28 protein-coding genes and 3 pseudogenes are annotated in these 22,462 nt (G+C 71.7%); 9 read left to right on the forward strand and 22 right to left on the reverse strand.

Annotated features, from left to right (window positions below; all coding sequences use genetic code 11):
- Positions 1 to 129: 129 nt before the first annotated feature.
- Complete coding sequence (locus ACFWBN_RS03240; RefSeq protein WP_385169746.1) at positions 130 to 2,115, reverse strand: FUSC family protein; 1,986 nt, start codon at positions 2,113 to 2,115, stop codon at positions 130 to 132.
- A gap of 82 nt (positions 2,116 to 2,197) precedes the next feature.
- Positions 2,198 to 3,025 carry a hypothetical protein gene (locus tag ACFWBN_RS03245; RefSeq protein ID WP_385169748.1) on the reverse strand — a complete coding sequence of 276 codons (828 nt, stop codon included), beginning with the start codon at positions 3,023 to 3,025 and terminating at the stop codon, positions 2,198 to 2,200.
- A gap of 137 nt (positions 3,026 to 3,162) precedes the next feature.
- On the opposite strand from ACFWBN_RS03245, the gene ACFWBN_RS03250 reads away from it, so the two are divergent.
- The 3 genes from ACFWBN_RS03250 (at position 3,163) to ACFWBN_RS03260 (ending at position 4,552) form a co-directional block, all read left to right on the forward strand.
- Positions 3,163 to 3,636: an RrF2 family transcriptional regulator gene (locus ACFWBN_RS03250; protein ID WP_385170518.1), complete on the forward strand. Its 474-nt coding sequence runs from the start codon at positions 3,163 to 3,165 to the stop codon at positions 3,634 to 3,636.
- A 62-nt stretch (positions 3,637 to 3,698) separates the two neighbouring features.
- Positions 3,699 to 4,094 carry a RidA family protein gene (locus tag ACFWBN_RS03255; protein ID WP_385169751.1) on the forward strand — a complete coding sequence of 132 codons (396 nt, stop codon included), beginning with the start codon at positions 3,699 to 3,701 and terminating at the stop codon, positions 4,092 to 4,094.
- 59 nt (positions 4,095 to 4,153) lie between these two features.
- A complete protein-coding gene (locus ACFWBN_RS03260) occupies positions 4,154 to 4,552 on the forward strand; it encodes a hypothetical protein (protein ID WP_385169754.1) in 399 nt (132 codons plus the stop codon).
- Positions 4,553 to 4,657: 105 nt separating this feature from the next.
- Here the strand turns inward: ACFWBN_RS03260 and ACFWBN_RS03265 are convergent, their stop codons facing one another.
- From ACFWBN_RS03265 to ACFWBN_RS03290, 6 genes are all read right to left on the reverse strand, one after another.
- Positions 4,658 to 4,816 carry a hypothetical protein gene (locus ACFWBN_RS03265; protein ID WP_385169757.1) on the reverse strand — a complete coding sequence of 53 codons (159 nt, stop codon included), beginning with the start codon at positions 4,814 to 4,816 and terminating at the stop codon, positions 4,658 to 4,660.
- A 54-nt stretch (positions 4,817 to 4,870) separates the two neighbouring features.
- Positions 4,871 to 5,224: a hypothetical protein gene (locus ACFWBN_RS03270; protein WP_385169760.1), complete on the reverse strand. Its 354-nt coding sequence runs from the start codon at positions 5,222 to 5,224 to the stop codon at positions 4,871 to 4,873.
- Between the two features lie 92 nt (positions 5,225 to 5,316).
- A complete protein-coding gene (locus ACFWBN_RS03275; protein ID WP_385169763.1) occupies positions 5,317 to 5,892 on the reverse strand; it encodes a hypothetical protein in 576 nt (191 codons plus the stop codon).
- A 336-nt stretch (positions 5,893 to 6,228) separates the two neighbouring features.
- Complete coding sequence (locus ACFWBN_RS03280) at positions 6,229 to 6,474, reverse strand: hypothetical protein (RefSeq protein ID WP_385169766.1); 246 nt, start codon at positions 6,472 to 6,474, stop codon at positions 6,229 to 6,231.
- Between the two features lie 21 nt (positions 6,475 to 6,495).
- Positions 6,496 to 7,257, reverse strand: a complete 762-nt coding sequence (locus tag ACFWBN_RS03285) for a CbtA family protein (RefSeq protein ID WP_385169770.1) — start codon at positions 7,255 to 7,257, stop codon at positions 6,496 to 6,498.
- Between the two features lie 32 nt (positions 7,258 to 7,289).
- On the reverse strand, positions 7,290 to 7,502 hold the full coding sequence (locus tag ACFWBN_RS03290) for a CbtB-domain containing protein (protein ID WP_385169773.1): 213 nt from the start codon (positions 7,500 to 7,502) through the stop codon (positions 7,290 to 7,292).
- A gap of 221 nt (positions 7,503 to 7,723) precedes the next feature.
- Between ACFWBN_RS03290 and ACFWBN_RS03295 the strand changes: the two genes are divergently transcribed.
- A complete protein-coding gene (locus ACFWBN_RS03295; RefSeq protein WP_385169776.1) occupies positions 7,724 to 8,140 on the forward strand; it encodes a histidine phosphatase family protein in 417 nt (138 codons plus the stop codon).
- Positions 8,141 to 8,213: 73 nt separating this feature from the next.
- Here the strand turns inward: ACFWBN_RS03295 and pucL are convergent, their stop codons facing one another.
- The 3 genes from pucL to ACFWBN_RS03310 form a co-directional block, all read right to left on the reverse strand.
- Positions 8,214 to 9,131 carry a factor-independent urate hydroxylase gene (gene pucL, locus ACFWBN_RS03300; protein ID WP_385169779.1) on the reverse strand — a complete coding sequence of 306 codons (918 nt, stop codon included), beginning with the start codon at positions 9,129 to 9,131 and terminating at the stop codon, positions 8,214 to 8,216.
- Positions 9,132 to 9,363: 232 nt separating this feature from the next.
- Entirely contained in the window at positions 9,364 to 10,713 is a 1,350-nt protein-coding gene (locus tag ACFWBN_RS03305) for an aspartate aminotransferase family protein (RefSeq protein WP_385169782.1), read from the reverse strand.
- A 67-nt stretch (positions 10,714 to 10,780) separates the two neighbouring features.
- Positions 10,781 to 11,521 (reverse strand): SDR family NAD(P)-dependent oxidoreductase, encoded by a 741-nt coding sequence (locus ACFWBN_RS03310; protein WP_385169785.1) that lies wholly within the window; start codon positions 11,519 to 11,521, stop codon positions 10,781 to 10,783.
- 312 nt (positions 11,522 to 11,833) lie between these two features.
- On the opposite strand from ACFWBN_RS03310, the gene ACFWBN_RS03315 reads away from it, so the two are divergent.
- Positions 11,834 to 12,145: an ATP-binding protein gene (locus ACFWBN_RS03315; RefSeq protein WP_385170521.1), complete on the forward strand. Its 312-nt coding sequence runs from the start codon at positions 11,834 to 11,836 to the stop codon at positions 12,143 to 12,145.
- Positions 12,146 to 12,197: 52 nt separating this feature from the next.
- Here ACFWBN_RS03315 and ACFWBN_RS03320 read toward each other — a convergent pair.
- From ACFWBN_RS03320 to ACFWBN_RS03335, 4 genes and pseudogenes are all read right to left on the reverse strand, one after another.
- Positions 12,198 to 13,073 (reverse strand): annotated as a pseudogene (locus ACFWBN_RS03320) (SigB/SigF/SigG family RNA polymerase sigma factor); the annotation flags it as partial.
- Positions 13,074 to 13,145: 72 nt separating this feature from the next.
- On the reverse strand, positions 13,146 to 13,931 hold the full coding sequence (locus tag ACFWBN_RS03325; protein WP_385169787.1) for an ABC transporter permease: 786 nt from the start codon (positions 13,929 to 13,931) through the stop codon (positions 13,146 to 13,148).
- Positions 13,928 to 14,908 carry an ATP-binding cassette domain-containing protein gene (locus tag ACFWBN_RS03330; RefSeq protein ID WP_385169790.1) on the reverse strand — a complete coding sequence of 327 codons (981 nt, stop codon included), beginning with the start codon at positions 14,906 to 14,908 and terminating at the stop codon, positions 13,928 to 13,930. The genes ACFWBN_RS03325 and ACFWBN_RS03330 overlap by 4 nt, the downstream gene beginning before the upstream one ends.
- Before the next feature lie 27 nt (positions 14,909 to 14,935).
- Positions 14,936 to 15,607, reverse strand: coding sequence for a DUF4097 family beta strand repeat-containing protein (locus ACFWBN_RS03335; RefSeq protein WP_385169793.1), 672 nt, complete (start codon positions 15,605 to 15,607; stop codon positions 14,936 to 14,938).
- A gap of 306 nt (positions 15,608 to 15,913) precedes the next feature.
- Here ACFWBN_RS03335 and ACFWBN_RS03340 point away from each other — a divergent pair.
- Positions 15,914 to 16,183, forward strand: a pseudogene (locus ACFWBN_RS03340) (ATP-binding cassette domain-containing protein); the annotation flags it as partial.
- 1 nt (position 16,184) lies between these two features.
- Here the strand turns inward: ACFWBN_RS03340 and ACFWBN_RS03345 are convergent.
- The 7 genes and pseudogenes from ACFWBN_RS03345 to ACFWBN_RS03375 form a co-directional block, all read right to left on the reverse strand.
- Positions 16,185 to 16,534 (reverse strand): annotated as a pseudogene (locus ACFWBN_RS03345) (ATP-binding cassette domain-containing protein); the annotation flags it as partial.
- Positions 16,480 to 16,893: an AfsR/SARP family transcriptional regulator gene (locus ACFWBN_RS03350; RefSeq protein WP_385169796.1), complete on the reverse strand. Its 414-nt coding sequence runs from the start codon at positions 16,891 to 16,893 to the stop codon at positions 16,480 to 16,482. The gene ACFWBN_RS03350 and the pseudogene ACFWBN_RS03345, both read right to left, overlap by 55 nt.
- Positions 16,894 to 16,951: 58 nt before the next feature.
- Positions 16,952 to 17,311, reverse strand: coding sequence for a hypothetical protein (locus ACFWBN_RS03355; protein WP_385169799.1), 360 nt, complete (start codon positions 17,309 to 17,311; stop codon positions 16,952 to 16,954).
- A 23-nt stretch (positions 17,312 to 17,334) separates the two neighbouring features.
- The gene (locus ACFWBN_RS03360) at positions 17,335 to 17,643 is read right to left on the reverse strand and encodes an SCO5918 family protein (RefSeq protein WP_385169801.1); all 309 of its coding nucleotides are present in this window, start codon (positions 17,641 to 17,643) and stop codon (positions 17,335 to 17,337) included.
- A gap of 116 nt (positions 17,644 to 17,759) precedes the next feature.
- Complete coding sequence (locus tag ACFWBN_RS03365; protein ID WP_385169803.1) at positions 17,760 to 19,226, reverse strand: DEAD/DEAH box helicase; 1,467 nt, start codon at positions 19,224 to 19,226, stop codon at positions 17,760 to 17,762.
- 268 nt (positions 19,227 to 19,494) lie between these two features.
- Positions 19,495 to 19,698, reverse strand: coding sequence for a cold-shock protein (locus tag ACFWBN_RS03370; RefSeq protein ID WP_030011983.1), 204 nt, complete (start codon positions 19,696 to 19,698; stop codon positions 19,495 to 19,497).
- A gap of 293 nt (positions 19,699 to 19,991) precedes the next feature.
- On the reverse strand, positions 19,992 to 20,255 hold the full coding sequence (locus ACFWBN_RS03375; RefSeq protein WP_385170524.1) for a MerR family transcriptional regulator: 264 nt from the start codon (positions 20,253 to 20,255) through the stop codon (positions 19,992 to 19,994).
- Between the two features lie 341 nt (positions 20,256 to 20,596).
- On the opposite strand from ACFWBN_RS03375, the gene ACFWBN_RS03380 reads away from it, so the two are divergent.
- From ACFWBN_RS03380 to ACFWBN_RS03390, 3 genes are all read left to right on the forward strand, one after another.
- Positions 20,597 to 21,328 (forward strand): carbonic anhydrase, encoded by a 732-nt coding sequence (locus ACFWBN_RS03380; protein ID WP_385169806.1) that lies wholly within the window; start codon positions 20,597 to 20,599, stop codon positions 21,326 to 21,328.
- Between the two features lie 79 nt (positions 21,329 to 21,407).
- A complete protein-coding gene (locus ACFWBN_RS03385; protein ID WP_385169809.1) occupies positions 21,408 to 22,001 on the forward strand; it encodes an RNA polymerase sigma factor in 594 nt (197 codons plus the stop codon).
- Complete coding sequence (locus ACFWBN_RS03390; protein ID WP_385169812.1) at positions 21,998 to 22,462, forward strand: hypothetical protein; 465 nt, start codon at positions 21,998 to 22,000, stop codon at positions 22,460 to 22,462. Before ACFWBN_RS03385 ends, ACFWBN_RS03390 begins: the two co-directional genes overlap by 4 nt.

Raw genomic sequence — 22,462 nt, forward strand, 5'->3', positions numbered from 1 at the left:
GGGGTACGGGGCGGAGCCCCGAATCCTTGAGCCGCACCTGAGCGGCAGCGCCGGGCACATCCAGCCTCGCCGGCGTTTGAGGCGCGGGGTCTGGGGCGGAGCCCCGGGGCTGTGGGCCGCACCCGCATATCAGGGTGGGCTGGGGTGGGTGAGGGATTGGGCGGCGGTGATTTCCTGGCGGAGGGGGGTGAGGACGCCGGTGTCGGCGGGGGGCGGGGGCGCCGGGGCGTGGGCCGGCGGGTTGGTGGTGCGGACCGCCTCCGCAAGGGCGCGGAGTTGCGCCGTGAGCTCGGCGACCTCCGCCGCCGACGGCGGCTCCGCGCCGTGGTTGACGCGGACCCGCGCCGCCGTGGTCGCGTCCACGATCCGCTCGACGGCGACCACCAGCGGCCACCACGCCGCCGCCCGCGCCCCCGTCGGCGGCGGCTCGGTCAGCGCCCGCTGGAACTCGCTGCGTACGCCCGACAGGTCCCGGTAGATCCGCCGCCGCGCGGCCAGGCGGGCCGTGCGGGCCGCCCGCAGCCCCGCCTCCGTCGGCGGGTGGGTGCCGAACGCCCGCTCCACGTACCGCGCGGCATCGTCCACGGTGTTGGCGAGCCGGTCCCCGATCCGCGTGTGCCAGCTCTCGGGCCACAGCAGGTAGCCCGCGACGAGGGTGATGGCGCAGCCGATCAGGCTGTCCAGCAGCCGGGGGCGGATCAGGTCGAAGCCCTGGTGGTTGAGCAGGTCCGAGAGGAGCAGGATCACCGGGGTGATCGCCGCGGTCTGGAAGGCGTACCCCTTGGCGGAGAAGGCGGGGATCAGGGCGGCCAGGACCATCATCACCGGCACGTCCCACCAGCCGCGCGGCACCTCGGCCAGCACGGCGGCCGCGATGACCAGCCCGGCCGCGGTGCCCAGGGCGCGCAGCACGGCCCGGGAGAACACCGAGCCGAAGTCGGGCTTGAGGACGAAGGTGACGGTGAGCGCGACCCAGTAGGACCGCTCGACCTCGATGAGGGAGACGAGGGACTGCGCGAGGCCGATGCACAGGGCGAGCCGCAGGCCGTACCGCCAGGAGGCGCCGGACAGCATCATGTCGCGCACCGCGCGGCGGGCCCGGACCCCCAGGGCGGCGGGCCTGCCGAGGCGGTCGTCGACGTTGTGCAGGTCCGGTTCGGCGAGGTGGACGACGGTCGCCGCGTGCCGCAGGGCCGAGTCGACGGCCCGTTCGGCCGGGGTGTGCGGCGGGGGCAGGTCCAGGACGGGGATGCCGGTGCGACCCTCCTCGACGGCGGCCGCCAGGTCCCGTACGGCCGCCGGGATCTCCGGCGGCAGCGGGCGGCCGCGCAGGTGCGCGGCGGGCGCGGCCTCCACCAGCGGGATCACCACGTTGAGCTGGGCCAGCATCCGCACCAGGGAGGGGCTGCGGCCGTGTACGCGGGCCCGGCGGCCGAGCACCAGGTCGTAGGCGTGGTTCAGGGCCTGGGTGACCTGGTGGCGGCGTTCCTCGTAGGCGGGGCCGCCCGCGGCCTCCAGGGTGTCGGCCAGGGCCCGGTAGGTGGCGGCGACGGCGGCGCGCTCGGGTTGCCGGCCGCGCAGCGGCCAGCCGAGCAGGGTGAGGACGAGGACGAACAGCCCGCCCGCGGTCAGCAGCAGGGGGGCCGTCCACCAGGGGCGGGGCAGCGGGAGGCCGGCGCCGACGACGGCGTTGAGGAGGAGCAGCAGTCCGGACACGGAGGCGACCGTGCCGATGGAGGAGATCATCCCGGAGATCAGGGCGATGAGGGTGAGGGCGCCGACGGCGAGCCAGCCGTGCCCGAAGACCAGGGTGCCCAGCGCGACGCCGACGGCGCCGAAGAGCTGCGGGACGGCGATGTTCAGGACGCGCATCCGGTAGGCGTCGGCGGTGTCGCCGATGACCCCGGAGAGGGCGCCCATGGAGACGAGTGCGCCGTACTCGGGCTCGTCCAGGGCGAATCCGACGGCGAGGGGCGTGGCCAGCGCCACCGCGGCGCGCAGCGCGGCGGCCCAGGGGATCGGCGCGGTGCTCGGCCGCAGTCCCTTGAGCAGCCAGGCGGGCGGGGACAGCGGATGCTGCCCCGTGCGCCCGGACGGTATCTGTTCGGTGCTCATTCCCAGCTTCCGTGCGGCCGCTTGCGAATCGGTTCTTCTGGGCTCTTCTGCGTCGTTCTGCGTGCGTTGGTACCTTCCGAGCTTATGGGGTGCGGCGCAGTCGGCCCATCAGCCATGCGGCGAGTGCGGCGGCGAGTCCGACGGCCAGCACCACCCAGGCGGTCGTGCGCAGGAACGCGGTGAGGGCGTCGTAGACCGCCCCGGCGGCCGACCGGTCGATGTCGGCGGGCAGATCGTCGAGGGCGAGCCTGCGGCACACGTCCACGGCGATCCACAGCAGTCCGGCCCCGACCGCGAGCCCCAGCCCGGTGGCCATGACGGCGCGTCGCCGGTGGACGGCGACCGCGATGGCCGCCGCGGCCAGGACGAGGGTCAGGACGGGGAGCCAGATGCCGGCGACCTGGAGCATGCGGAACCCCTTCCGGAGCGCGGCGAGGTTGTCGTACTCCATGACCTTCACGGAGAGGTGGGTCACCGGGATGCGGTCGGCGAAGGGCACGCCGTCGGCGACGAGTTCCCCCTTGACGCGGTCGATGACGGGGGCGAGGTCGATGGTGAGGGCGTCGCCGTGGCCGGTGGTGAGCGCGTCGAGGAAGGCGGCGTGGGCGGCGTGGTTGGCCGCGTCCCAGGCGGTGCGGTAGGCGGGGGTGCCGGCGAAGGAGCGCAGGGCCTCGCCGAGCAGGGCGTCCACCCCGCCCTGGAAGGGGCCCGCGTCGATCTGGCCGGAGAGGGCGTGGCCGACCTGGGTGACGACGACCTCCTGGACGGCCGGGTTCCGGGCGAGGGGGGACATGGCGGCGGTGTAGCGGTCGGCGTCGCCCAGCTCGCGGTCGGCCCAGTACGCGACGGCGCTCGCGGGCACCAGCAGGGCCACGAGCGCGATGAGTACCGCCGACAGGATGGTGCGCACGTCACCAGGGAATGTCGGGACGGGCCCCCGCGCCAGCAGTGTTGCTGCGGGTGGGTGGCCTGGTGGCCCGGCCGGGTGCCGGGTGGCGTGTTGCCTTGCGGAAAGGATTCTGGACATTTAATATCCAGGTTATGAAGATGAGCGAAGGCGTCGAGTGGGCGCTGCACAGCTGCGTCAACCTGGCCTGGATCGGTCCGGAGCGGGCCGTGTCCGCGGCCCGGCTGGCCGCGTGGCACGAACTGCCCCCGGCCTACCTCAACAAGCAGCTCCAGGCGCTGGCCCGGGAGGGCATCGTCACCTCCACCCCCGGCCCCCGCGGCGGCTTCCGGCTGGCCCGCCCGCTCGCCGACATCTCGCTCATGGACGTGGTCGCCGCCGTCGAGGGGCCGGAGGAGGCCTTCCGGTGCGCGGAGATCCGGCAGCAGGGCCCGGGCGCCGGGCCGAAGACCGCCGGGGGCCCGGAGTGCGCCATCGCGCACGCCATGGGCCGGGCCGAACTGGCCTGGCGCAAGGCCCTCGCGGAACAGAACCTCGACGAGATCCGGCAGCAGGCCGAACGGCAGGCCCCCGAGGCCCCGGAGCGGCTCCGCGCCTGGCTTGCCACCCGGTAGCCCCCGGTGGCCGCCCGGTGGCCACCCACCCCACGTACGGAAACGGAATCAGGGAGCTCGGCATGACGCGCAGCATCATCAACCCGGCAGGACTCCACACCCCGACCGACTACGGCTACAGCCACATCGTCTCCGCCCCCGGCGAGCAGGTCTTCATAGCCGGCCAGTACGGCTCCGACGAGAGCGGACATGTCGTCTCCGGGGACTTCGCCGCGCAGGTCGAGCAGGCCTTCGCCAACCTCCGCACCGCCCTCGCGGCCGTCGGCCTCGGCCCCTCCGACGTCGTCCGCATCGGCACCTACATCGTCGGCCACGACCAGCAGAAGCTGGAGGTGCTCCTCAAGCAGCTGCACGCCACCTGGGGCACCGAGCTGCCCGCGCAGACCCTGATCGGCGTGGCCGCCCTGGCGCTGCCCGACATGCTCTTCGAGATCGACGCGGTCGCCGTGCGCGGGTGATCCACTTGCCGCCCGGCGGCGGCGGGTGTGCCCTGGAGGATGGGAGAGAGGAGCCCGTCATGGCACATGCGGCACCCACCGCCCCCGGGCGGCAGATGACGGCCACGACCCACCCGAGCAAGAACGCCGTCGCCAGGCGGCTGCTCGCCGGACTCGTCTACGGAGTCTGGGCCGCCTTCATCCAGCGTCAGATGGGCCCGGTCGACGCGGGCAACGTCTTCTACGGGATCCTGTGCGGTGCGATCTTCGCCGGCGGCCTGTTCGCCCTCGCCCAGGTCGGCCCGCGCCTGCCGCGGGAGCTGCACGCCGCGTCGTACGGCGTCTTCCTGGGCATCGCGACCGGGTACCTGCACAGCCTCACCAACTGCTCCGTGCTCCGAGCCACCATGACCGGTCTCTTCGTCGGCATCGGGGTCGGCATGGCGGCCTTCTACCGCTACTACAACCGCGAACCCTGAGCGGACCCCGGATCGCGGGCCCGAAGCGCCCGAAGGGCCTGACGGACCGGGCCCGGCCGTACTGTCGGCCGGGCCCGGTCCGCGGACTGCTCCGGAGCGCTCCGGCTACGCGGCCGAGTCCGCGGGTGCGGGGGCCGCGGTCTGCTGTGGTTCGCGCTCGGGCTCGGCGGCCTCGGCCGGATCGGCCTGGCGGACCGGCGGCGTGAAGCGGGCGACCTCGGCGCGGAGCATGGCGTTCAGGGCGGCGTACGGGTCGATGGGCATGGCGGAACCTCACGGTGCTCAAGGGGGTGTGGGGGTCTGTGCTGCTCGGCCTTCTCAGCAGCGCAGGACCACACTCCGCACCGCCCGCAGGGGCAGCGCAGGTTCGGCCGCCTCCGACGGGCGTGCGCACTTCGCCGGTTCCGCCTGTTTCACGTGAAACACCGGAAGCGGTGTCCGCCGTACGCCGGGCACCCCGCGCAGGACCGCCCGTACGGCGGCCCGTACCTCGGGATCGGCGGGGCCCGGGTCGTTCTGGCCCTCGGTGGGCTCGGCGGGCGCGGTGGAGGCCGGTCGGGACTCGGCGGCCATCGCGGCCGCCGGACCGGCACCGAACACGCACAGCAGCACGACACAGGCCACCGTCAGGGCCCTGGTCAGTACCGTTCGTGCGTGCTGCCTCCCGCTCATGCGAGGGGTGTGCCCCGACACGCCCGGGGACTCCCGGACTGATCACGAGAAGCCCCCGACCGGGGGACGAAGACACCCCCCAAGGCTGACGGTCAGCGCCCGCGCCGCTGTCCCGTCAGCCGGGCGAGCACGGCGGTCTCGCCACCGATCAGCCGCAGTTGGGCCCGGCCGGCCCGGTCCTCGCGGCCGCCGGCCTCGCCGGGTGAGATCCGTACGACGGTGAACACGGCGGTACGCCGGTCCGCGCGCGGGACCTCGATGGTCCGGCCCCGCTGGAGCCCGGTCAGGCGCAGCCCGGACCCGCTGATCACGGCGGTGCCCGCCGCCCCCGGCGTCGGGCTGTCGGCGTCCCAGGAGACCTCCTCGTGCCCGTCGGCCCCCAGCGGTACGTCGATGCCCAGGCTCGGGATGCGCAACCGCAGCGGCGGCGCGGCCCGGAGCGGCTGCGCGACCCCCCGCAGCGGGCCGGCGGCCGTCCTCGGCGAGCGGGCGCCCTGGCCCGGCCGGTGCTCGCCGGACTCCTCCAGCTGCCGCACGAGACGGCGGTGGTCGGACAGTCCCAGGGCCCGGGAGGGCAGCGCGTCGTCCGTGGTCGCGGCCACCGGCTTGGCACCCTCGGTGCGCAGCAACGCACCGGTGCCGATGGCCAGCAGAACGGCCGTCAGCACGGCGGCCACCTTTCCCCAGCCACCGCTGGGCGCTTCCCCCGAGGCGCGAGGCATGGAATTCCCTCCTGTCCGGCTCGTGCGGCCGGGTCATGTGAGCAGTGGACACCTCCTCTGCCCGTCCGCACTCCGTGAAACACGCACGGCTGACGGAGCGTCACTGGCGTGTCGTGCCGCGATCCGGACGTCTTCGCAGCTGGCAGCGGTTCGGCCGGTGCGGACCGGGGACGGGGGAGCCTACGCCCGAACGGGTGAGACGCGGAGGGCCTTCTTCGGGCGTGTCGGGCGTATCGGGCCGGCGGTGCACATGCGGAGGTGGTCACACCCGCGGACGCACCGTCACACCGCGATCAGCGTCGCCGCCGTCGCGCCCATCAGGGCGGCGGCGAGGTGGACGGCCGGATGCCCGTAGTCGCCGAACCAGAGGTGCCGCGCCAGGCCGCCCAATGCGGCGAAGGCCGCGATCACGCCGATCTGACCGAACAGCGTGACCGCGGTGAAGGGGGCCAGGAGCAGCAGGACCGAGCTCAGCCAGAACGGGGCCGCGCCCGTCCAGCCGCGCCACTCCCGTATCGCCGTCGGCATGTACCACCGGCCCCCTCTTCATCAACTGGTCGGCTGCACAGCCTCCTTGGGTGCGGCGGCCGGCACAAGGGCGCGTTCGGCTAGATAACCGAAGGCGAGGCCGAAAGTCGTCCACAGCGCGGCCTGGATGGCCAGGGACGCGAGGCGGAACTGCCAGATGAGCGCGGCCGGGAAGTCCTCCGGCACCTCGTTGATGCCGGGCAGTACCGCGTACGAGATCCCGACGGCCAGGACGAAGGCCGCACCGGCGGCGATCGACGCGTTCCAGTTGCCGAGCTTCGGGGCCAGACGGCGGCCCAGGATCAGCGTGATCGCCGCGAGCAGCGCGCTCAGGGCGATCATCAGGAGGTAGAGGGCGGTCCGTCGGGCGGCGGTCTCGGGGTCTCCGACGGCCGGCGGGTTGGCGGGGTACTTGAGGAACGGGACCAGGGTGACGGTGACGAACAGACCGCCGGTGACCAGGGCCGCCGTGGCCCGCGGGCCGAAGCGGCCGATGCGGCCCAGGGCGTAGCAGAAGACGAGCGCGGCGATTCCGCCGAGCGCGACCCCGTACAGCAGGACGCCGGTGCCGAGGCCGGCCGTGGCCTGGAGGGCCCGGCTGACGGGGGCCGCCTCGCCGTGGTCGTGGACGCCGGCCGCGTGCTGGCCGGCCTCCTCGATGGCGATCGCCGCGTCCACCTTGGACTCACCGAGGAGGTACGCGACGAGGAAGGCGGCCACGCCGGCCAGCAGGCCGGCGAGCATGCCTCTGACGAGCAGGGCGCGGGGGGAGGGATTGTTCACGGTTCGGTTCCCTTGCGGAGGCAGATGCGAGATCAGTGGCAGGGGAAGCCGAGCAGGTGGCGGCCGTCGTGCAGCCACTCGTGGATGGTCTCGCCCTCGAAGACCGCGGTGGCACCCTGTTCGATGCCGATGAAGTACAGCAGGACGAGCGTGAGGACGGCGACGAAGGCCGCCCAGGGGGCGAGCGCGGAGAGCGAAATCGGTGCGACGGCGGGAGCCGAAGCGGGCACGGCGGAGTGGGCCATGGCAGGAACCTCCAGAGGGAACACGCGTCCCGGTCAGTGGTGCTCGCGACGACGGTGGCGGGTCTGACTCGCCTCCCCCTTCCGGGAGGTCTCACAGTGGCGCGACCGTGCCGGATTCTCACCGGTTCTTCCGTCGTACCGTCGTCATGTAGTTATGTCGTCCGAGACCGTACCGCGCTTACGCTCCCCTTATGAAGACCCTCTTGGTACGAGTCCGACTCGTGAGACTCCCGCAGGACGCAGAGGCGCACGCCCGTCGCTTCGGCCACGGTGAGCCCTGCCCGGGATTCGAGGGCTTCCGCGGGCTGGACGCGGGGGAGTGGGCGGGCCGGACCCTGGACGAGGTCGCCGGGGCGGACCCGGCCGCCGTGCACGCGTGGCTGACGGACCCCCGCTACGCGCCGCCGGGCGGCGAGTCGGTGGAGGCGCTGATCGCCCGCGTCGGGGCGGAACTGGACGGGCTGGACGCGGCCACCCACCGGGCCGAGGTCGAGCAGGCCGTCGTACGGGCGGCCGTGGTGCACGCGCTGGAGCTGCCCGCGGCGGCCTTCTGGAGGCTGGACGTCCGGCCGGAGTCGGTCACCACGCTCACCGGGCGCTCGGGCCGCTGGAACCTCCTCGTGGGGCAGCCGGAGTAGGCGGCACGCCAGGGACGGAAGAACGGCCCGGACCCCGCGACGCGGTCCGGGCCGAGCTGAACAGCGGCAGGCGTTACGCGACGATCCAGTCGGAGGTCGCGATCACCGGCTGCACGCCGTCACGGTGGATGGTGCCCTCGATCAGGCCGTACATGCGGTCCGCCGCGAAGTACACCTCGTTGTCGTTCTTGAGGCCGAAGGGCTCCAGGTCGACGAGGAAGTGGTGCTTGTTGGGGAGGTTGAGGCGTACCTCGTTGACCTTGGGGCAGTTGTCGAGCACCCGCTCGGCCATCTGGTTCAGGGTCTGCTGCAGCGAGTACGAGTAGGTCTCCGCGAAGGCTTCCAGCATGTTCTTGCGGACCTTCTTGTACGCCTGGTCCCAGTCGTACGAGGAGTCGTCGGCGGCCAGCGCCGAGTGCGCCCAGCGCGCGGTGACCTTGGTCGCCAGGATGCGGTCGTACGCCTCCTGGAGGGTCGTGTACTTGTCCTTGATGTAGCCGTGGAACTCGGAGTTCGTCGAGTTCATCACCGTCAGGTCCTTCAGACCCGAGATGACCTGCAGGCCGGTCGTCTCGCTGTAGGTGATCTGCGCGGTGCGCACCTCCTGGCCCTTGCGGACGAAGGAGTGCTGCTCCTTGCGCGTCGGGACCGGGATGCGGTCCCACACGTACTCCTCGATGCGGATCTGCGCTTCGCGGATCGGCTGCTGCGAGGAGACGAAGTGCTTGGCGAGCAGGATGCCGAAGGCCTCGGGGGAGTCGATGCCGTGCTCCTTGCCGAAGGCGTACACCGTGTTCTTGGTGGTGTCGGTCGGCAGGCAGTTGGCGTTGTCTCCGGTGAGGTGGACGTCGCGGAACTCACCGCGGAGCGCGACCGAGACGTTGAGGTCGCGGATCTCGTGCCAGGAACCGTCGTTGCCCTTGCGGGTGACCTTGACGATGCGGTTCTCGGCCTTGCCGTACTGGTTCTGCGCCAGGACGTGCTTGCTCATGGCTGTCTTCCTTCGGGTACACGGAGTCCGGCTGACTGGATCCCGTACGCCCGGCGTCCAGCGGTCGGCCCGCTCCCCGCCGTTCGGTCACTGAGGACCGCCCCGGGCCTGACGTGCATCCCGGTCCGTAGGTGCTCTGTGTCGGATTTCAGCACGTTCACGTGCTGTTCGTAATGGCGCGGAACATCCAAGACAGGCACCCACGGATTGGGCAACCGCACATCTCCCCAGGTCAGACCATGTGCGCATCGGCGACCGAGAGGGCCTCGTCGAGGATCTCCAGCCCCTTGGCGACGTCGTCGGCCGCGATGTTGCAGGGCGGCGCGATGTGGATGCGGTTCCCGGCGAGGAGCGGCCAGAGCCCGCCCTTCTTCAGGGCGGCGCCGAAGGCGGCCATCGGCGCGTTGTCCGCCCCGGCCGCGTTGTACGGGACCAGCGGCTCGCGGGTCGCGCGGTCCCGTACGAGTTCCAGGGCCCAGAAGGTGCCCAGACCCCGGACCTCCCCGACCGAGGGGTGCCGCTCGGCGAGTGCGCGCAGCCCGGGGCCGAGCAGCTCGGCGCCGGTGCGGGCGGACTGCTCGACGATGCCCTCCTCCTCCATGACGTTGATCGTGGCGACGGCGGCCGCGCAGGCCAGCACGTGCCCGGAGTACGTCAGACCGCCCGGGTAGGGCCGGCGGGCGAAGGTCTCGGCGATGGCGGCCGAGATGGCGACCCCGCCGAGCGGGACGTATCCGCTGGTCACGCCCTTGGCGAAGCAGAGCAGGTCGGGGGTGACGTCCCAGTGCTCGGAGGCGAACCACTTACCGGTGCGCCCGAAGCCGACCATGATCTCGTCGAGGATGAGGACGATGCCGAAGCGGTCGCAGAGCGCGCGCACGCCGGCGAGGTAGCCGTCCGGGTGCACGAGCACGCCCGGGGCGCCGCCGACGGTCTCCAGGATGATCGCGGCGATGGACTGCGGGCCCTCGAAGACGATCGTGTCTTCCAGGTGCCGCAGCGCGCGCTCGCACTCCTCGGCCTCGGTCGTCGCGTAGAAGGGCGAGCGGTAGGCGAAGGGCCCCCAGAAGTGCACGACGCCGGCGGTCGCCGTGTCGTTGCCGAAGCGGCGGGCGTCGCCGGTCAGGTTGATCGCGGTGGAGGTGGCGCCGTGGTACGAGCGGTACGCGGACAGCACCTTGGGGCGGCCGGTGTGCAGCCGGGCCATCCGTACGGCGTTCTCGACGGCCTCGGCCCCGGCGTTGGTGAAGAAGATCTTGTCCAGGTCGCCGGGGGTGCGCTCGGCGATCAGCCGGGCCGCCTCCGAGCGCACGTCGACGGCGAAGCCGGGCGCGACCGTGCACAGCTTGGCGGCCTGCTCCTGGATGGCCGCGGTGACCTTGGGGTGCTGGTAGCCGATGTTGGTGTAGACGAGGGCGCTGGAGAAGTCGAGGTAGCGGTTGCCCTCGTAGTCCCAGAAGTACGAGCCCTCGGCCCCGGCCACGGCGAGCGGGTCGATGAGCTCCTGCGCCGACCAGGAGTGGAAGACGTGCTTCCGGTCGGCATCTTTCACAGTGGCGAGGGCGTCGGACTCTGCATTCATGAAACGAGGGTAGTAGTCCAGCATGTGGATCAGGGGGCGCCTTCGGGGCACGTCCCGCATGCCGGACTCAGACGATGTGGCGGCCGCCGTCGACGGTCAGCACGTCACCCGTGGTGTATGCGGCGTTGACCAGGTAAAGGGTGGCTTCGGCGACGTCCTCGGGGGTGCCGACGCGGCGCAGCGGGGTGTTCTCGGTGATCCAGTCGCGGGAGCTCTCCCAGACCTGCTCGGCGTCCTCGTACCAGGGGGTGTCGATGAGTCCGGGTGCCACCGCGTTGACGCGGACGGCGGGGCCGAGCTGGGAGGCGAGCAGGCGGGTCATGTGGTTGACCGCGGCCTTGCTGACGGCGTAGGGGATGGAGCTGCCCAGGGCGCGGGTGGCGGACACCGAGGAGATGTTGACGATCGAGGCATCGCCGGACTTCCGCAGGTGGGGCGTGGCGGCGGTGATCATCTGCCAGGCGCCGACGACGTTGACGTCGAAGATCTCGCGCCAGGCGTCGGCGTCCGCGGCCTCCAGGTCGTCCAGCGGGATGAACCGGGTGACGCCCGCGTTGTTGACCAGGATGTCCAGCCGGCCGTGGGTGTCGACGGCGCTCTGCACGATCCGCCGCGCGTCCGCCGCGTCGGCGACGTCGCCCCGGACGTACGCCGCGCCCGGCAGCTCGGCGGCCAGTGCCTTGCCGGCGCTCTCGCTGCGGGCCGAGTTGATCACGACGCGGATGCCCTCGGCGCTCAGTCTGCGGGCGATGGCCGCACCGATTCCGGAAGAGGAACCGGTGATCAGGGCGACGCGGCTCTCGGCCATTGCTTTCCTCCTGGGGTCCGGGGAATGCGGGGAGTGCGGGGGAGTCTGGGCGGATTGGATCTTAACTTGTCGCATGGCGGAATTTGGTTTCCGAGATGTGAAATTTCAGGAAGGGTCGAGGAACGGGTGGCGCCCTAGGATGGGCCTCTTCGGCGGTAGAAGGCGGGAGGCCCTGTGACCGAGCAGACGCGGCGGCTGGTCCTCGGAGGTGCCACGGCGGGGGTCGTGAGCCGGTGCCGGGACTTCACCCGTCTCGCGCTCGCGGACTGGCAGTGGGCGGGACGGGCCGGGTGGCCGGAGGCCGTGGACGACGTGCTGCTGCTGGTCTCCGAGGTGGTGACCAACGCCTGCCTGCACGCGGGCGGCCCCCGCGAACTGGTCCTGCGGCACACCCCCGAGCGGCTGCGCGTCGAGGTCAGCGACTACAGTCCCGAGCCCCCGCGACGACGGCTGCCCGGCGACCGCGCGCTGCCGGGAGGGCACGGGCTGATCGTGCTGGAACGGCTCGCGCGGAGCTGGGGGTCGACGCCTTCCGGGGACGGCCGGCCCGGCAAAACGGTCTGGCTGGAGGTACCGGCCCGGGGCCCGCAGCCGCCTGCGGACCGGCGGCCGCCGGGTTCGTAGGGGCCGTAGGGGCCGTAGGGGCCGCCCCGTCCGTTCCTGCAGACCCCTCCGCCCCGTCGTCGGTGAGCAGCCCGGTGCGCAGCCGCGTCAGGGTCCGGGCCAGCAGCCGGGACACGTGCATCTGGGACAGGCCCAGCCGGTCGCCGATCTCGGTCTGCGTCAGCTCCTGCCCGAACCGCAGCGAGAGCAGCGTGCGCTCCCGCTCGCTGAGCCCGGCCAGCATCGGCTTGAGCGACTCCAGGCACTCGATGCGGTCGTACGCCTCTTCCTCCTCGCCGAGCGAGGGCCGCTCGGCATAGGCGTCCCGCTCGCCGGCGTCCTCCTGCGGCGGTGCGTCCAGGGAGCGCGCTGAGTACGCGGACGCCGCCTTCCGGCCCTCCGACAGCTCCTCGGGAGTGACCTCGAGACGGCAGGAGAGCTCGGCGTCCGTGGGCTCGCGGCCCAGTTCCTGCTCCAGGACGTCGTGCGCCTTCGCCGTGTCGATCCGCAGCTCCTGGAGCCGCCGCGGGACCTTGACGGCCCAGCTGGTGTCCCGGAAGAAGCGCTTGATCTCGCCGGTGATCGTCGGGATCGCGAACGAGGTGAATTCCACCCCGCGCTCCGGATCGAAGCGGTTGATGGCCTTGATCAGGCCGATCGTGCCGACCTGGACGATGTCCTCCATCGGCTCGCTGCGGCCGCGGAACCGGCGGGCGGCGTACTTCACGAGGCTGAGGTTGAGCTCGACGAGGGTGTTGCGGACGTACGAGTACTCCGCACTGCCCTCCTCCACTTCGGCCAGCCTCCGGAACAGGGACACGGACAGGGCCCTGGCTTCGTGGGTTGCGACGTCGGTGAGGTCTGTACGGTGCATGGCCTGCGCTCCTCCGACGGTGTGACCCCGGGCAGCGGGGGCGCTGACCCGGGCGTGCGTCGTAGCGCCGTCCAAGGGGATATACCCGGGCGAACCACCCCGTACCCCCACCCCAGGTCAGACCGCGGCCTCGCGCTGTCACGGCTGCTACTTCGGGTCGCTGTTGAACTTCGAGGCCGACCAGAAGTAGCCGAGCACCGCCAGCCCCAGGCACCAGGCGACCGCGAGCCAGCCGTTGTGGCCGATCTCGCTGCCGAGCAGCAGCCCGCGCAGGGTCTCGATGGCCGGGGTGAAGGGCTGGTACTCGGCGATCGGCTGGAACCAGCCCGGCATCGCGTCGACCGGGACGAAGGCGCTGGAGAGGAGCGGCAGCAGGATCATCGGCATCGCGTTGTTGCTGGCGGCCTCGGCGTTCGGGCTGATCAGCCCCATGCCGACGGCGATCCAGGTGAGCGCCAGGGCGAAGAGCACGAGCAGGCCGAACGCGGCCAGCCACTCCAGGGGCGTGGCGTCCGTGGACCGGAAGCCGATGGCCACGGCGACGGCACCGACGAGGACCACGCTGGCGACGCACTGCAGCACGCTGCCGATGACGTGCCCGATGAGCACCGACCCGCGGTGGATCGCCATGGTGCGGAAGCGGGCGATGATGCCCTCGGTCATGTCGGTGGAGACGGACACCGCGGTGCCGATCGTGGTGCTGCCGATGGTCATCAGCAGGAGGCCCGGCACGAGGTAGGCGATGTACGCGGAGCGGTCGCCGCCGCCGATGCCCGCGCTCATCACGTCTCCGAAGATGTAGACGAAGAGCAGCAGCAGCATGATCGGCGTGAGCAGCAGGTTCAGGGTGAGGGACGGGTAGCGCCGGGCGTGCAGCAGGTTGCGGCGCAGCATCGTGGACGAGTCGCGCAGGGCGAGGGAGAGGGAACTCATCGGAGGGACTCCTTGGTCTGGCTGGGCACGCCGGGCTGGCCGGGCTGCGGGTCGGTGCCGGTCAGGGCGAAGAACACGTCGTCGAGGTCGGGGGTGTGCACGGTCAGCTCGTCGGCCTCGATGCCGGCGGAGTCCAGCCGGTCGAGGATGGAGCGCAGCTCGCGCTGGCTGCCGTCGCTGAGGATCTGCAGTGCCAGCGCCTCGTCGTCCCGGGTGACCTCGCGCAGTGCGGAGGCGGCGCTCTGGTAGGCGGCCGGGTCGGAGAAGCGGAGCCGGACGTGCCCGCCGGGGATCAGCCGCTTGAGTTCTTCGGCGGTGCCCTGGGCGGCGATCTTGCCATCGTTGAGTACGGCGATGCGGTCGGCGAGCTGGTCGGCCTCTTCGAGGTATTGGGTGGTGAGGAAGACGGTGACGCCGTCGGAGACCAGCTCGCGGATGATCTGCCACATGTTGTGGCGGGAGCGCGGGTCCAGGCCGGTGGTGGGCTCGTCGAGGAAGATGATCCGCGGGTTGCCCACCAGGGTCATCGCGATGTCCAGGCGGCGCTTCATGCCGCCGGAGTAGGTGGAGGCGGGCTTCTTCGCGGCGTCGACCAGGTCGAACCGTTCCAGCAGCTCGGCTGCGACCCGCCGCCCCTCGGGCTTGGACAGGTGGTGCAGGTCGGCCATCAGGAGCATGTTCTCCTCGCCGGTGATCAGGCCGTCCACGGCGGAGAACTGCCCGGTGACGCCGATCGCGGCGCGGACCGCCTGCGGGTCGGTGGCGAGGTCGTGGCCGCCGACGCGGATCGCGCCGGAGGCGGGGTCGGGGGAGACGAGGGTGGAGAGGATCTTGACGGCGGTGGTCTTGCCGGCGCCGTTCGGGCCGAGCAGGGAGAAGACCGTTCCTTCGGGGACGGTCAGGTCGACGCCGTCGAGGACGGTCTTGTCGCCGTAGGACTTGCGCAGCCCGTTCGCCGCGATGGCCAGGTTGGTCACGAGGGGTTCTCCTTCGGGGTCTGCGGGTCAGAGGCTGCGGGCGGTGACGTTGCCGTAGGCGGTGGTGGCGTGGATGTTCAGGCCGGCGCCGGCACCGTCGGTGTTGGTGAGCGCGTTGAGGATCCGGCCGTAGGCGGTGCCGGCGTCCAGGGAGGCGGAGACGCCGCGGGCGGCGCCGACCGCGATCTCGCCGTACTCGGTGCGCAGCGTGACCGTGCCGCCCATCGCCTCGGTGACGTTCAGGTCGCCCTTCTGGGTGCTGATCTCCGCCGAGCCGCCCAGGCGGCCGACCGCAACGTCGCCGGCCTGGAGGGTGAGGCGGGCACCCGCCGTCTCGTCGAGCTTGACCGTGCCCTGCGCGGCCTCGAAGGTGACATCGCCGAGGCGCCCGACACCCCGAAGCTCGGCGCTCGCGGCCTTCGCCTCGACGCGGGAGCCGGCCGGCAGCTGGACCGTCACCTCCACGAAGCCGGAGTTGCCCAGGATCCGGTTCTTGGCCGGAGCGGCCGCGATCCGCAGCACCCCGTCGGCGTACTCGACCGTGGTCTGCTCGGCCGCCTTCACGTCACTGCCGCTCGAAGCGTTCGCGGGCCGGACCTCGACCGTGGTGTCGGCCCGGTCGGCGGCGATGAACCGGATGAGTCCGGCGGGGATGTCCAGGACGGCGGAGATCGGGGCGATGGTGTCGAACTTCTGCATGGTCTTTTCCTTCGGCTCACTGTTTCTGATGAGAGAAACGCTACGTTGCATTCGAAGATCTGACAACGGAATCGTTGCGGTAGATCATCATCAATGCAGGTCAGAGCTAGGAAATCATTGCAGTGGTCCTCCAGGTTAATGCAACGGAGGCCATTCGTCCGTTGCAATGCAATGAAAGTGAACGCTATAGGGGAGGGCCTGACACCCCGCTGTCAGCGATCTGTCAGCGGTCTCTCCAGGGGCTGTCAGCGCCCGCGGTCAAGGTGACGTCGTCACAAGGGAGCGACCACGAAACGAGCGATCACCATGACCGAAGTCCCGAACCACCCCACGAGGCCCGCGGCCATCGAGGTCACCGGACTCCGCAAGTCCTACGGGGCCAAGACCGTCCTCGACGGCATCGACCTGCACGTCCCGGCGGGCACGATCTTCTCGCTGCTCGGCCCGAACGGCGCCGGCAAGACCACCACCGTGCAGATCCTGTCCACCCTCATCGGAGCGGACGCGGGCCGGGTGCGGGTCGCCGGGCACGACCTGGCCGCCGCGCCCGACTCCGTACGGTCGGCCATCGGCGTCGGTCGGCCTCTTCCAGGTACCGGGTGGTCAGGAAGACGGTGACCCCGTCGGCGACGAGCTCGCGGATGATCTGCCACATCGCGCGGCGGCTGCGCGGGTCCAGACCGGTGGTCGGCTCGTCGAGGAAGATGACCTGCGGGCCGCCCATCAGGGTCATCGCCAGGTCGAGGCGGCGCAGCATGCCGCCGGAGAAGGTCATGGCCACCTTGCGGGCCACGTCGGCCAGGTCGAAGCCTCCAGCAGCTCGCCGGACCGGCGCCGGCCGGCCGCCTTGGGCAGGTGGCGCAGGTCCGCCATCAGGAGGAGGTTCTCCTCGGCGGTGAGCAGCTTGTCCACCGCAGAGAACTGGCCCTGCCGTAGGCGGTGAGGGCCTCGGCGGGCCGCCCGGCGGCGACGAGCGCCCGCATCAGCGCCCCGACGAGCCTTTCCCGCAAGGGGTGTTCGGCGACGAGGGAGGTCAGCTCGCCGGTCAGCTCCCGGCCGCGCCCCACCCGCAGATCGGCCTCGATCCGGTCTTCGAGGACGGCCATCCGCAGCTCGGACAGCCGGGTCACGGGCGCCCGGAAGAAGTCGGAGGCCGCCACGTCGAGCAGCGCCGGTCCGCGCCACAGCGCCAGGGCCCGGCGCAGTACGCGCGCGGCGTCGCCGGGGTCGGCGGCCAGCACTCCGCGCCCGGCCGAGGCCAGCCGCTCGAACCGGACCACGTCCACGTCGTCCGGTTCGACGACGAGCCGGTACCCGGCGGGATGCGATGCGGCCGCCCGGGGGCTATCGGTCGGAGTAGCTGAAGTCCCCTACGGTCCAGGCGCTGACGTCGTTGATCGCGATCCGGTACATCCCGCCGGTCTCGGGGATGCCCAGGGTGCCCTGGAGGATGCGCGCCACGTGGAAGTGCAGGTGCGAGGGGGCCCCGCCTTCCGGTCCGGGGGCGCGGAAGACCTCCGCGAACGGAGCCAGCTGGTCGGAGTCCTGCAGCACCTCGGCCACGCGCTGACGCCAGACGCTCTCGGGGGCGAGGCGGCCGGTGATGACGGCGCCGTGGACCACGACCGTGAGGGACATCTGATTGGTTTGCTCCGACTCGACCATGGCAGCGAGATCGATGAGCAGGTCATCAGGGATCGACATGGGTCGGGACTCTAGCAAGCGCGTCAGGACCCGGAGGGGCTGCCGAGGAGTGCCGAGGCCGCCTCCACCGGGCTGAGGACGGGCGCGGGGGCGGGCACGGTGAGGTCGCGGCAGGTGAAGCCCAGGCGGGCCAGCGCCCGGGTGACCTCGGCGGCCGTGAAGTCGCGGCGGTCCTGCCGGGTGATGACCTCCCCGACCTGCTTGACGGGGTACGTGCGGCGGCTGATGATCACGGACGCTCCCGTGACGGCCTCGGGCTTGACGCCCTTCATCTTCTCCTCGACCTCGAGCTTCGTGAGGTCGAAGGGGTAGCGGGCGATGACGAAGCGCATGATGCCTCACAGACGGGGGAGGGGTTCGAGGACCAGGAGATCAAGGGGCTGCGTGCCAAGAGGCTACGGGCTGCCGGCCAACGGCGGGCGCCCCGTGCGGGGCGCCCGGCGGTCGGTCAGGCGGCCATGCCCATGGAACGGCGCCGCTCCTGGGCCGGACGGCTGCGCCGGCCGCGCGAGGAGGCGGGGCTGCGCCGGGGCCGGTCCGACTTCGGCGCGGTGATGACGACCGGGATGCCGGAGGGGGTCTGGGCGCCGGTGATCCGGCTCAGCGCCTCCTCGCCCGAGCGGACCTGGGTGGTCTGCGGGACGATGCCCGCGGCGGCCATCAGGCGCACCATGTCGCGGCGCTGGTTCGGGGTGACCAGGGTGACGACGCTGCCGGACTCGCCCGCGCGGGCGGTGCGGCCGCCGCGGTGCAGGTAGTCCTTGGGGTCGGTGGGCGGGTCGACGTTCACGACGAGGTCGAGGTTGTCGACGTGGATCCCGCGCGCCGCGACGTTGGTCGCCACGAGCACGGTGACGTGCCCGGTCTTGAACTGCGTCAGGGTCCGCGTGCGCTGCGGCTGCGACTTCCCGCCGTGCAGCGCCGCGGCCCGTACGCCGCTGTTCAGCAGGTGGGTGGTGAGCTGGTCCACGGCGTGCTTGGTGTCCAGGAACATGATCACCCGGCCCTCGCGGGCGGCGATCTCGGTGGTGGCCGCGTGCTTGTCGGTGCCGTGCACGTGGAGCACGTGGTGCTCCATCGTGGTGACCGCGCCGGCCGAGGGGTCGACGGAGTGCACGACCGGGTCGCTCAGGTAGCGGCGCACGAGCCGGTCGACGTTGCGGTCGAGGGTGGCGGAGAAGAGCATCCGCTGGCCCTCGGGGCGCACCTGGTCGAGCAGGGCGGTGACCTGCGGCATGAAGCCCATGTCCGCCATCTGGTCGGCTTCGTCCAGGACGGTGATGGCGACCTGGTTCAGCCGGCAGTCGCCGCGATCGATGAGGTCCTTGAGCCGTCCGGGCGTCGCGACGACGACCTCGGCGCCGCCGCGCAGCGCGCCGGCCTGCTTGCCGATGGGCATTCCGCCCACGACGGTGGCCGTACGGAGCTTCAGGGCGCGGGCGTAGGGGGTGAGGGCGTCCGTGACCTGCTGGGCCAGCTCGCGGGTGGGTACGAGGACCAGGGCCAGCGGCTGCTTGGGCTCGGCGCGCTGTCCGGCCGTACGGGCCAGCAGGGCGAGGCCGAAGGCGAGGGTCTTGCCGGAGCCGGTGCGCCCGCGGCCGAGCACGTCACGGCCCGCGAGGGAGTTCGGCAGGGTCGCGCCCTGGATCGGGAACGGCACGGTCACGCCCTCGGTGCCGAGCGCGCTCAGCAGCTGCACGGGCATGTCGAGGTCGGCGAAGGACTCGACGGCCGGGAGCGCGGGGGTGACGGTCACGGGAAGGGCGAATTCCCGCTGCGCGACGGGGCGCCGGCTGCCGCCGCCGCCATAGCCGGAACGGCCGGGGGCGGAGCCGCCGGACGTACGGGGCGAGGAGTAGCGGTCGCGGTCGTTGGTACGGGACGTGGAGCGGGTCGTGCGAGTAGTGCGGTTCATGCAGAACCTTCCTCGATGCGGCGCGTATCGAGGAATTCCCGGCATGGGGGATTCGCGAGAACGAGCCGAAGAAAAGACGAGGCAGTGCCGTGCCGGAAAGAAAGGGCCGGACTGCTGTGGAGAGGGTGCCGCGCTGCGCGCCGGAGAGCCGGGGAGACGGCGGTCATCCGCGGGCCGTCGGCAGCGACGGGGCGCGGGCAGGGGAAAAACAGCGAGCTGGGGCCCGCACCCCAAGGTGCGGGCCCCAGCTGCGTGTACGCGTCAGCGATTAGGCGGGAACGATGTTCTCGGCCTGCGGGCCCTTCTGGCCCTGCGTGACGTCGAAGGTAACCTTCTGGCCTTCCTGAAGCTCACGGAAGCCAGAGGAGGCGATGTTCGAGTAGTGGGCGAAGACGTCAGCGCCGCCGCCCTCCTGCTCGATGAAGCCGAAGCCCTTTTCCGCGTTGAACCACTTCACGGTGCCAGATGCCATATGAATTCTCCTTTGGGGCAGTGCCCGGATGCGCACTGTGCGAGTCCGGAGTCGCCGCGATGATTGCCCCGACCGGAAAATGCATCCGGTTTAAATAAAAAGAGCGCCCATCGAAAATCCGATGAGAGCACTTGTAAGTTTTTGGGAACCACAACTGCAACTAACACCACCGTAGCACAGGGGGAGCCGGCAGGCGGGGGAATTTTCCCCGTCTTCCGTAATTCTGCAGCGGCAGTAACAGATATTCGCGCGCGGAAGTCGTATAAACGGTGGCCGCCGCTTCGGGCCGCTCTTCAGGAATTTTCCCGCCCGCGGCGCATCTCCTCGTTCAGCCTGAGGGCTTCTTCGAGCTGGTCCTCGAGTGCGATGATCCGGCAGGCCGCCTCCACGGGCGTGCCGCCGTCGACGAGCTCCCGGGCCCGTGCCGCGATGCGCAGCTGGTAGCGGGAGTAGCGGCGGTGGCCGCCTGACGAGCGGAGCGGGGTGATGAGGCGTGCCTCTCCGATGGCGCGCAGGAAGGCGGGCGTGGTGCCGAGCATTTCTGCGGCCCGGCCCATCGTGTAGGCGGGGTAGTCGTCGTCGTCGAGGCTGTCGGCGAGCGGGGACTTCTCAGAGGTCACGCCTGAGACGCTAACCCTCATGCGAGACCATGTCTACTCTGACCAGGACAGATTTCCTTCAGGATAAGCCGTCGAAGTTCTGCACTGCCCGCGGGAAATTTTCGATCCGGCCCGGGGAAAGCGGTCGCTCACCGGTTGTGGGCCGTCGGTGGTAAAGGCGCCGGCGCCCGTGTGCGCCTGTCCCGGAAACGGCCGCGCCGCGCTGAATAGTCGCCCTTGCCACGACGTGCGCGACGTGCGTACGGACGTGCCGGCAGCGGCATCGAGGGGAACGGCCCATGGGCAGCACAGGATTTCCGCATCGCAGGGCCCTGCTCTCCGGCGGCCTGGGCGCCGCGGTGGTGGCGCTCGCCGGCTGTTCGGCGAGCACCGCCCCGAAGTCGCCGAACCGCGCGCCCGAACCGCGCCCGGCCACCCCGAAGGCGGCCTTCGCACGGCTGATGGAGGGGAACGAGCGCTGGGTGAGCGGGAAGCTCGAACACCCCGACCGGGATCCCGACCGGCGCAAGCTGGTGGCCGAGGCGCAGGACCCGTACGGGGTGGTCCTCTCGTGCATCGACTCCCGGGTGGCCCCGGAGCTCCTCTTCGACACCGGACTCGGCGACCTCTACGTGCTGCGCACGGGCGGCCAGGCGGTCGGCCCGGTCGTCGTCGGTTCCGTGGAGTACGGGCCGGTGACGGGCGGCACCCCGCTGATCCTCGTCCTCGGCCACCAGCGCTGCGGGGCCATCGAGGCGGCGTACGACGCGGCGCGCGCCGGCAAGGCGCTGCCGGGCAACCTGGAGGCGATCGGCAAGGCGCTGCGGCCGGCGTACGAGCAGACGGTCAAGGCCCCCGGTGCCGACCCGGTCGACACGATGATCCGCAACCAGGTCAAGCTGACCGCGGACGACCTGCGGGCGAACGCGGACCTCGCCCCGCTGGTGAAGAAGGGCGGGCTCGGGGTGGTCGGCGCCTACTACTCGCTCGACACCGGCGAGGTGGAGGTCCTGAGCGGGGCGCCGGTGTGACCTGGCTCACGGGAATGTCCGGCCGGTCCCCGCACTCTTCCTCCCCGAGACGTCCTCAAGGAGGAAGCGGGGGGAAGCGATGGGAATCCCGTGGGCCGGTTCGGCCGGTTCGGCCGGTTCGGCCGGGTCGCCCGGTTCGGTCGGGGGCCTGGGCCGCGCGGAAGCGGATCCGCCGGATCCGGCGGCGCCTGCGGACCTCGTGCGCGCCGCCCAGCGCGGCGACCGGATGGCCGCATCCGAGCTCCTCGACCTCCTCACCCCGTACGTGGGGCGGCTGTGCGGTCCGATCGCGCTCCAGGACGGGCCGGACGCCACCCAGGAGGCGCTGATCGCCGTCTTCCGCCGCATCGGCCAACTGCGGGAGCCCGCCGCGCTGTTCGGCTGGGTGCGGGTGATCGCCGTACGGGAGGCCGTGCGGGTCGCCCGTACGGCCTCCAGGACCGTCCCGGATCCGCTCGACGAGGTGCCGGCGCGGGACGATCCCCAACTCGCCGCGGACGTACGGGACGTGCTGGCGCGGCTCTCCCCGGCGCACCGGGCCGTGCTGGTCCTGCGCGACCTCGAAGGGCTCGACGAGCACGCCGTCAGCGCCCTGCTCGGCGTGCCCGAACCCACCGTACGGACCCGGCTCTTCCGGGCCCGCCGCAACTTCCGGAAGGTGTGGGAACGTTGAGCGACTCCTGGCCGATCGCCGAACTCGACGCAGTACGCAGGCTGCGGGTGATCGCCCGCACCACCCCGGGTGCGAGCTTCGCGGACCATCTGCTCGACGCACCCTTCGACCGGGTCTGGGCGCTCGCCTCCGACCTGGAGAGCCAGATGCCGAGACTGATCACCGACATCAGCGCCTTCACCGTGACCTCGGCCGCCGGCGAACGCCTCGAAGCCCGGGCCCGCAGCCCGCTGGGGATGCGGGCGCGCTTCGACATCGTGCTGCGGCCCGGCTGGTGCCTCATGCAGAGCCGGTTCGTACTCGGCGGCATGGCCGCCGTACCGGAGGGCGACGGCACCCGCTTCGCCTTCTTCGGCGCCCTGCGCGTCCCGGGGCTCCGGCTGGTCGACCGGGCCCTGCACCCGCTGGTGGACCCGCTCGGCGCCAAGGCGCTCAAGCGGTTCACCGACCAGCTGGAGTGA

It is taken from the genome of Streptomyces sp. NPDC059989 (assembly GCF_042736975.1).
Classification (GTDB): domain Bacteria; phylum Actinomycetota; class Actinomycetes; order Streptomycetales; family Streptomycetaceae; genus Streptomyces.

Coding starts and splice junctions, on each gene's coding strand:
- ACFWBN_RS03380 (WP_385169806.1), top strand. CDS start 20,597: ATGGGCAGCACAGGATTTCCGCATCGCAGGGCCCTGCTCTCCGGCGGC.
- ACFWBN_RS03335 (WP_385169793.1), bottom strand. CDS start 15,607: ATGCAGAAGTTCGACACCATCGCCCCGATCTCCGCCGTCCTGGACATC.
- ACFWBN_RS03385 (WP_385169809.1), top strand. CDS start 21,408: ATGGGAATCCCGTGGGCCGGTTCGGCCGGTTCGGCCGGTTCGGCCGGG.
- ACFWBN_RS03310 (WP_385169785.1), bottom strand. CDS start 11,521: ATGGCCGAGAGCCGCGTCGCCCTGATCACCGGTTCCTCTTCCGGAATC.
- ACFWBN_RS03365 (WP_385169803.1), bottom strand. CDS start 19,226: ATGAACCGCACTACTCGCACGACCCGCTCCACGTCCCGTACCAACGAC.
- ACFWBN_RS03240 (WP_385169746.1), bottom strand. CDS start 2,115: ATGAGCACCGAACAGATACCGTCCGGGCGCACGGGGCAGCATCCGCTG.
- ACFWBN_RS03255 (WP_385169751.1), top strand. CDS start 3,699: ATGACGCGCAGCATCATCAACCCGGCAGGACTCCACACCCCGACCGAC.
- ACFWBN_RS03305 (WP_385169782.1), bottom strand. CDS start 10,713: ATGAATGCAGAGTCCGACGCCCTCGCCACTGTGAAAGATGCCGACCGG.
- ACFWBN_RS03250 (WP_385170518.1), top strand. CDS start 3,163: ATGAGCGAAGGCGTCGAGTGGGCGCTGCACAGCTGCGTCAACCTGGCC.
- ACFWBN_RS03325 (WP_385169787.1), bottom strand. CDS start 13,931: ATGAGTTCCCTCTCCCTCGCCCTGCGCGACTCGTCCACGATGCTGCGC.
- ACFWBN_RS03265 (WP_385169757.1), bottom strand. CDS start 4,816: ATGCCCATCGACCCGTACGCCGCCCTGAACGCCATGCTCCGCGCCGAG.
- ACFWBN_RS03370 (WP_030011983.1), bottom strand. CDS start 19,698: ATGGCATCTGGCACCGTGAAGTGGTTCAACGCGGAAAAGGGCTTCGGC.
- ACFWBN_RS03355 (WP_385169799.1), bottom strand. CDS start 17,311: ATGTCGATCCCTGATGACCTGCTCATCGATCTCGCTGCCATGGTCGAG.
- ACFWBN_RS03270 (WP_385169760.1), bottom strand. CDS start 5,224: ATGAGCGGGAGGCAGCACGCACGAACGGTACTGACCAGGGCCCTGACG.
- pucL (WP_385169779.1), bottom strand. CDS start 9,131: ATGAGCAAGCACGTCCTGGCGCAGAACCAGTACGGCAAGGCCGAGAAC.
- ACFWBN_RS03260 (WP_385169754.1), top strand. CDS start 4,154: ATGGCACATGCGGCACCCACCGCCCCCGGGCGGCAGATGACGGCCACG.
- ACFWBN_RS03290 (WP_385169773.1), bottom strand. CDS start 7,502: ATGGCCCACTCCGCCGTGCCCGCTTCGGCTCCCGCCGTCGCACCGATT.
- ACFWBN_RS03375 (WP_385170524.1), bottom strand. CDS start 20,255: ATGGGCCGGGCCGCAGAAATGCTCGGCACCACGCCCGCCTTCCTGCGC.
- ACFWBN_RS03360 (WP_385169801.1), bottom strand. CDS start 17,643: ATGCGCTTCGTCATCGCCCGCTACCCCTTCGACCTCACGAAGCTCGAG.
- ACFWBN_RS03280 (WP_385169766.1), bottom strand. CDS start 6,474: ATGCCGACGGCGATACGGGAGTGGCGCGGCTGGACGGGCGCGGCCCCG.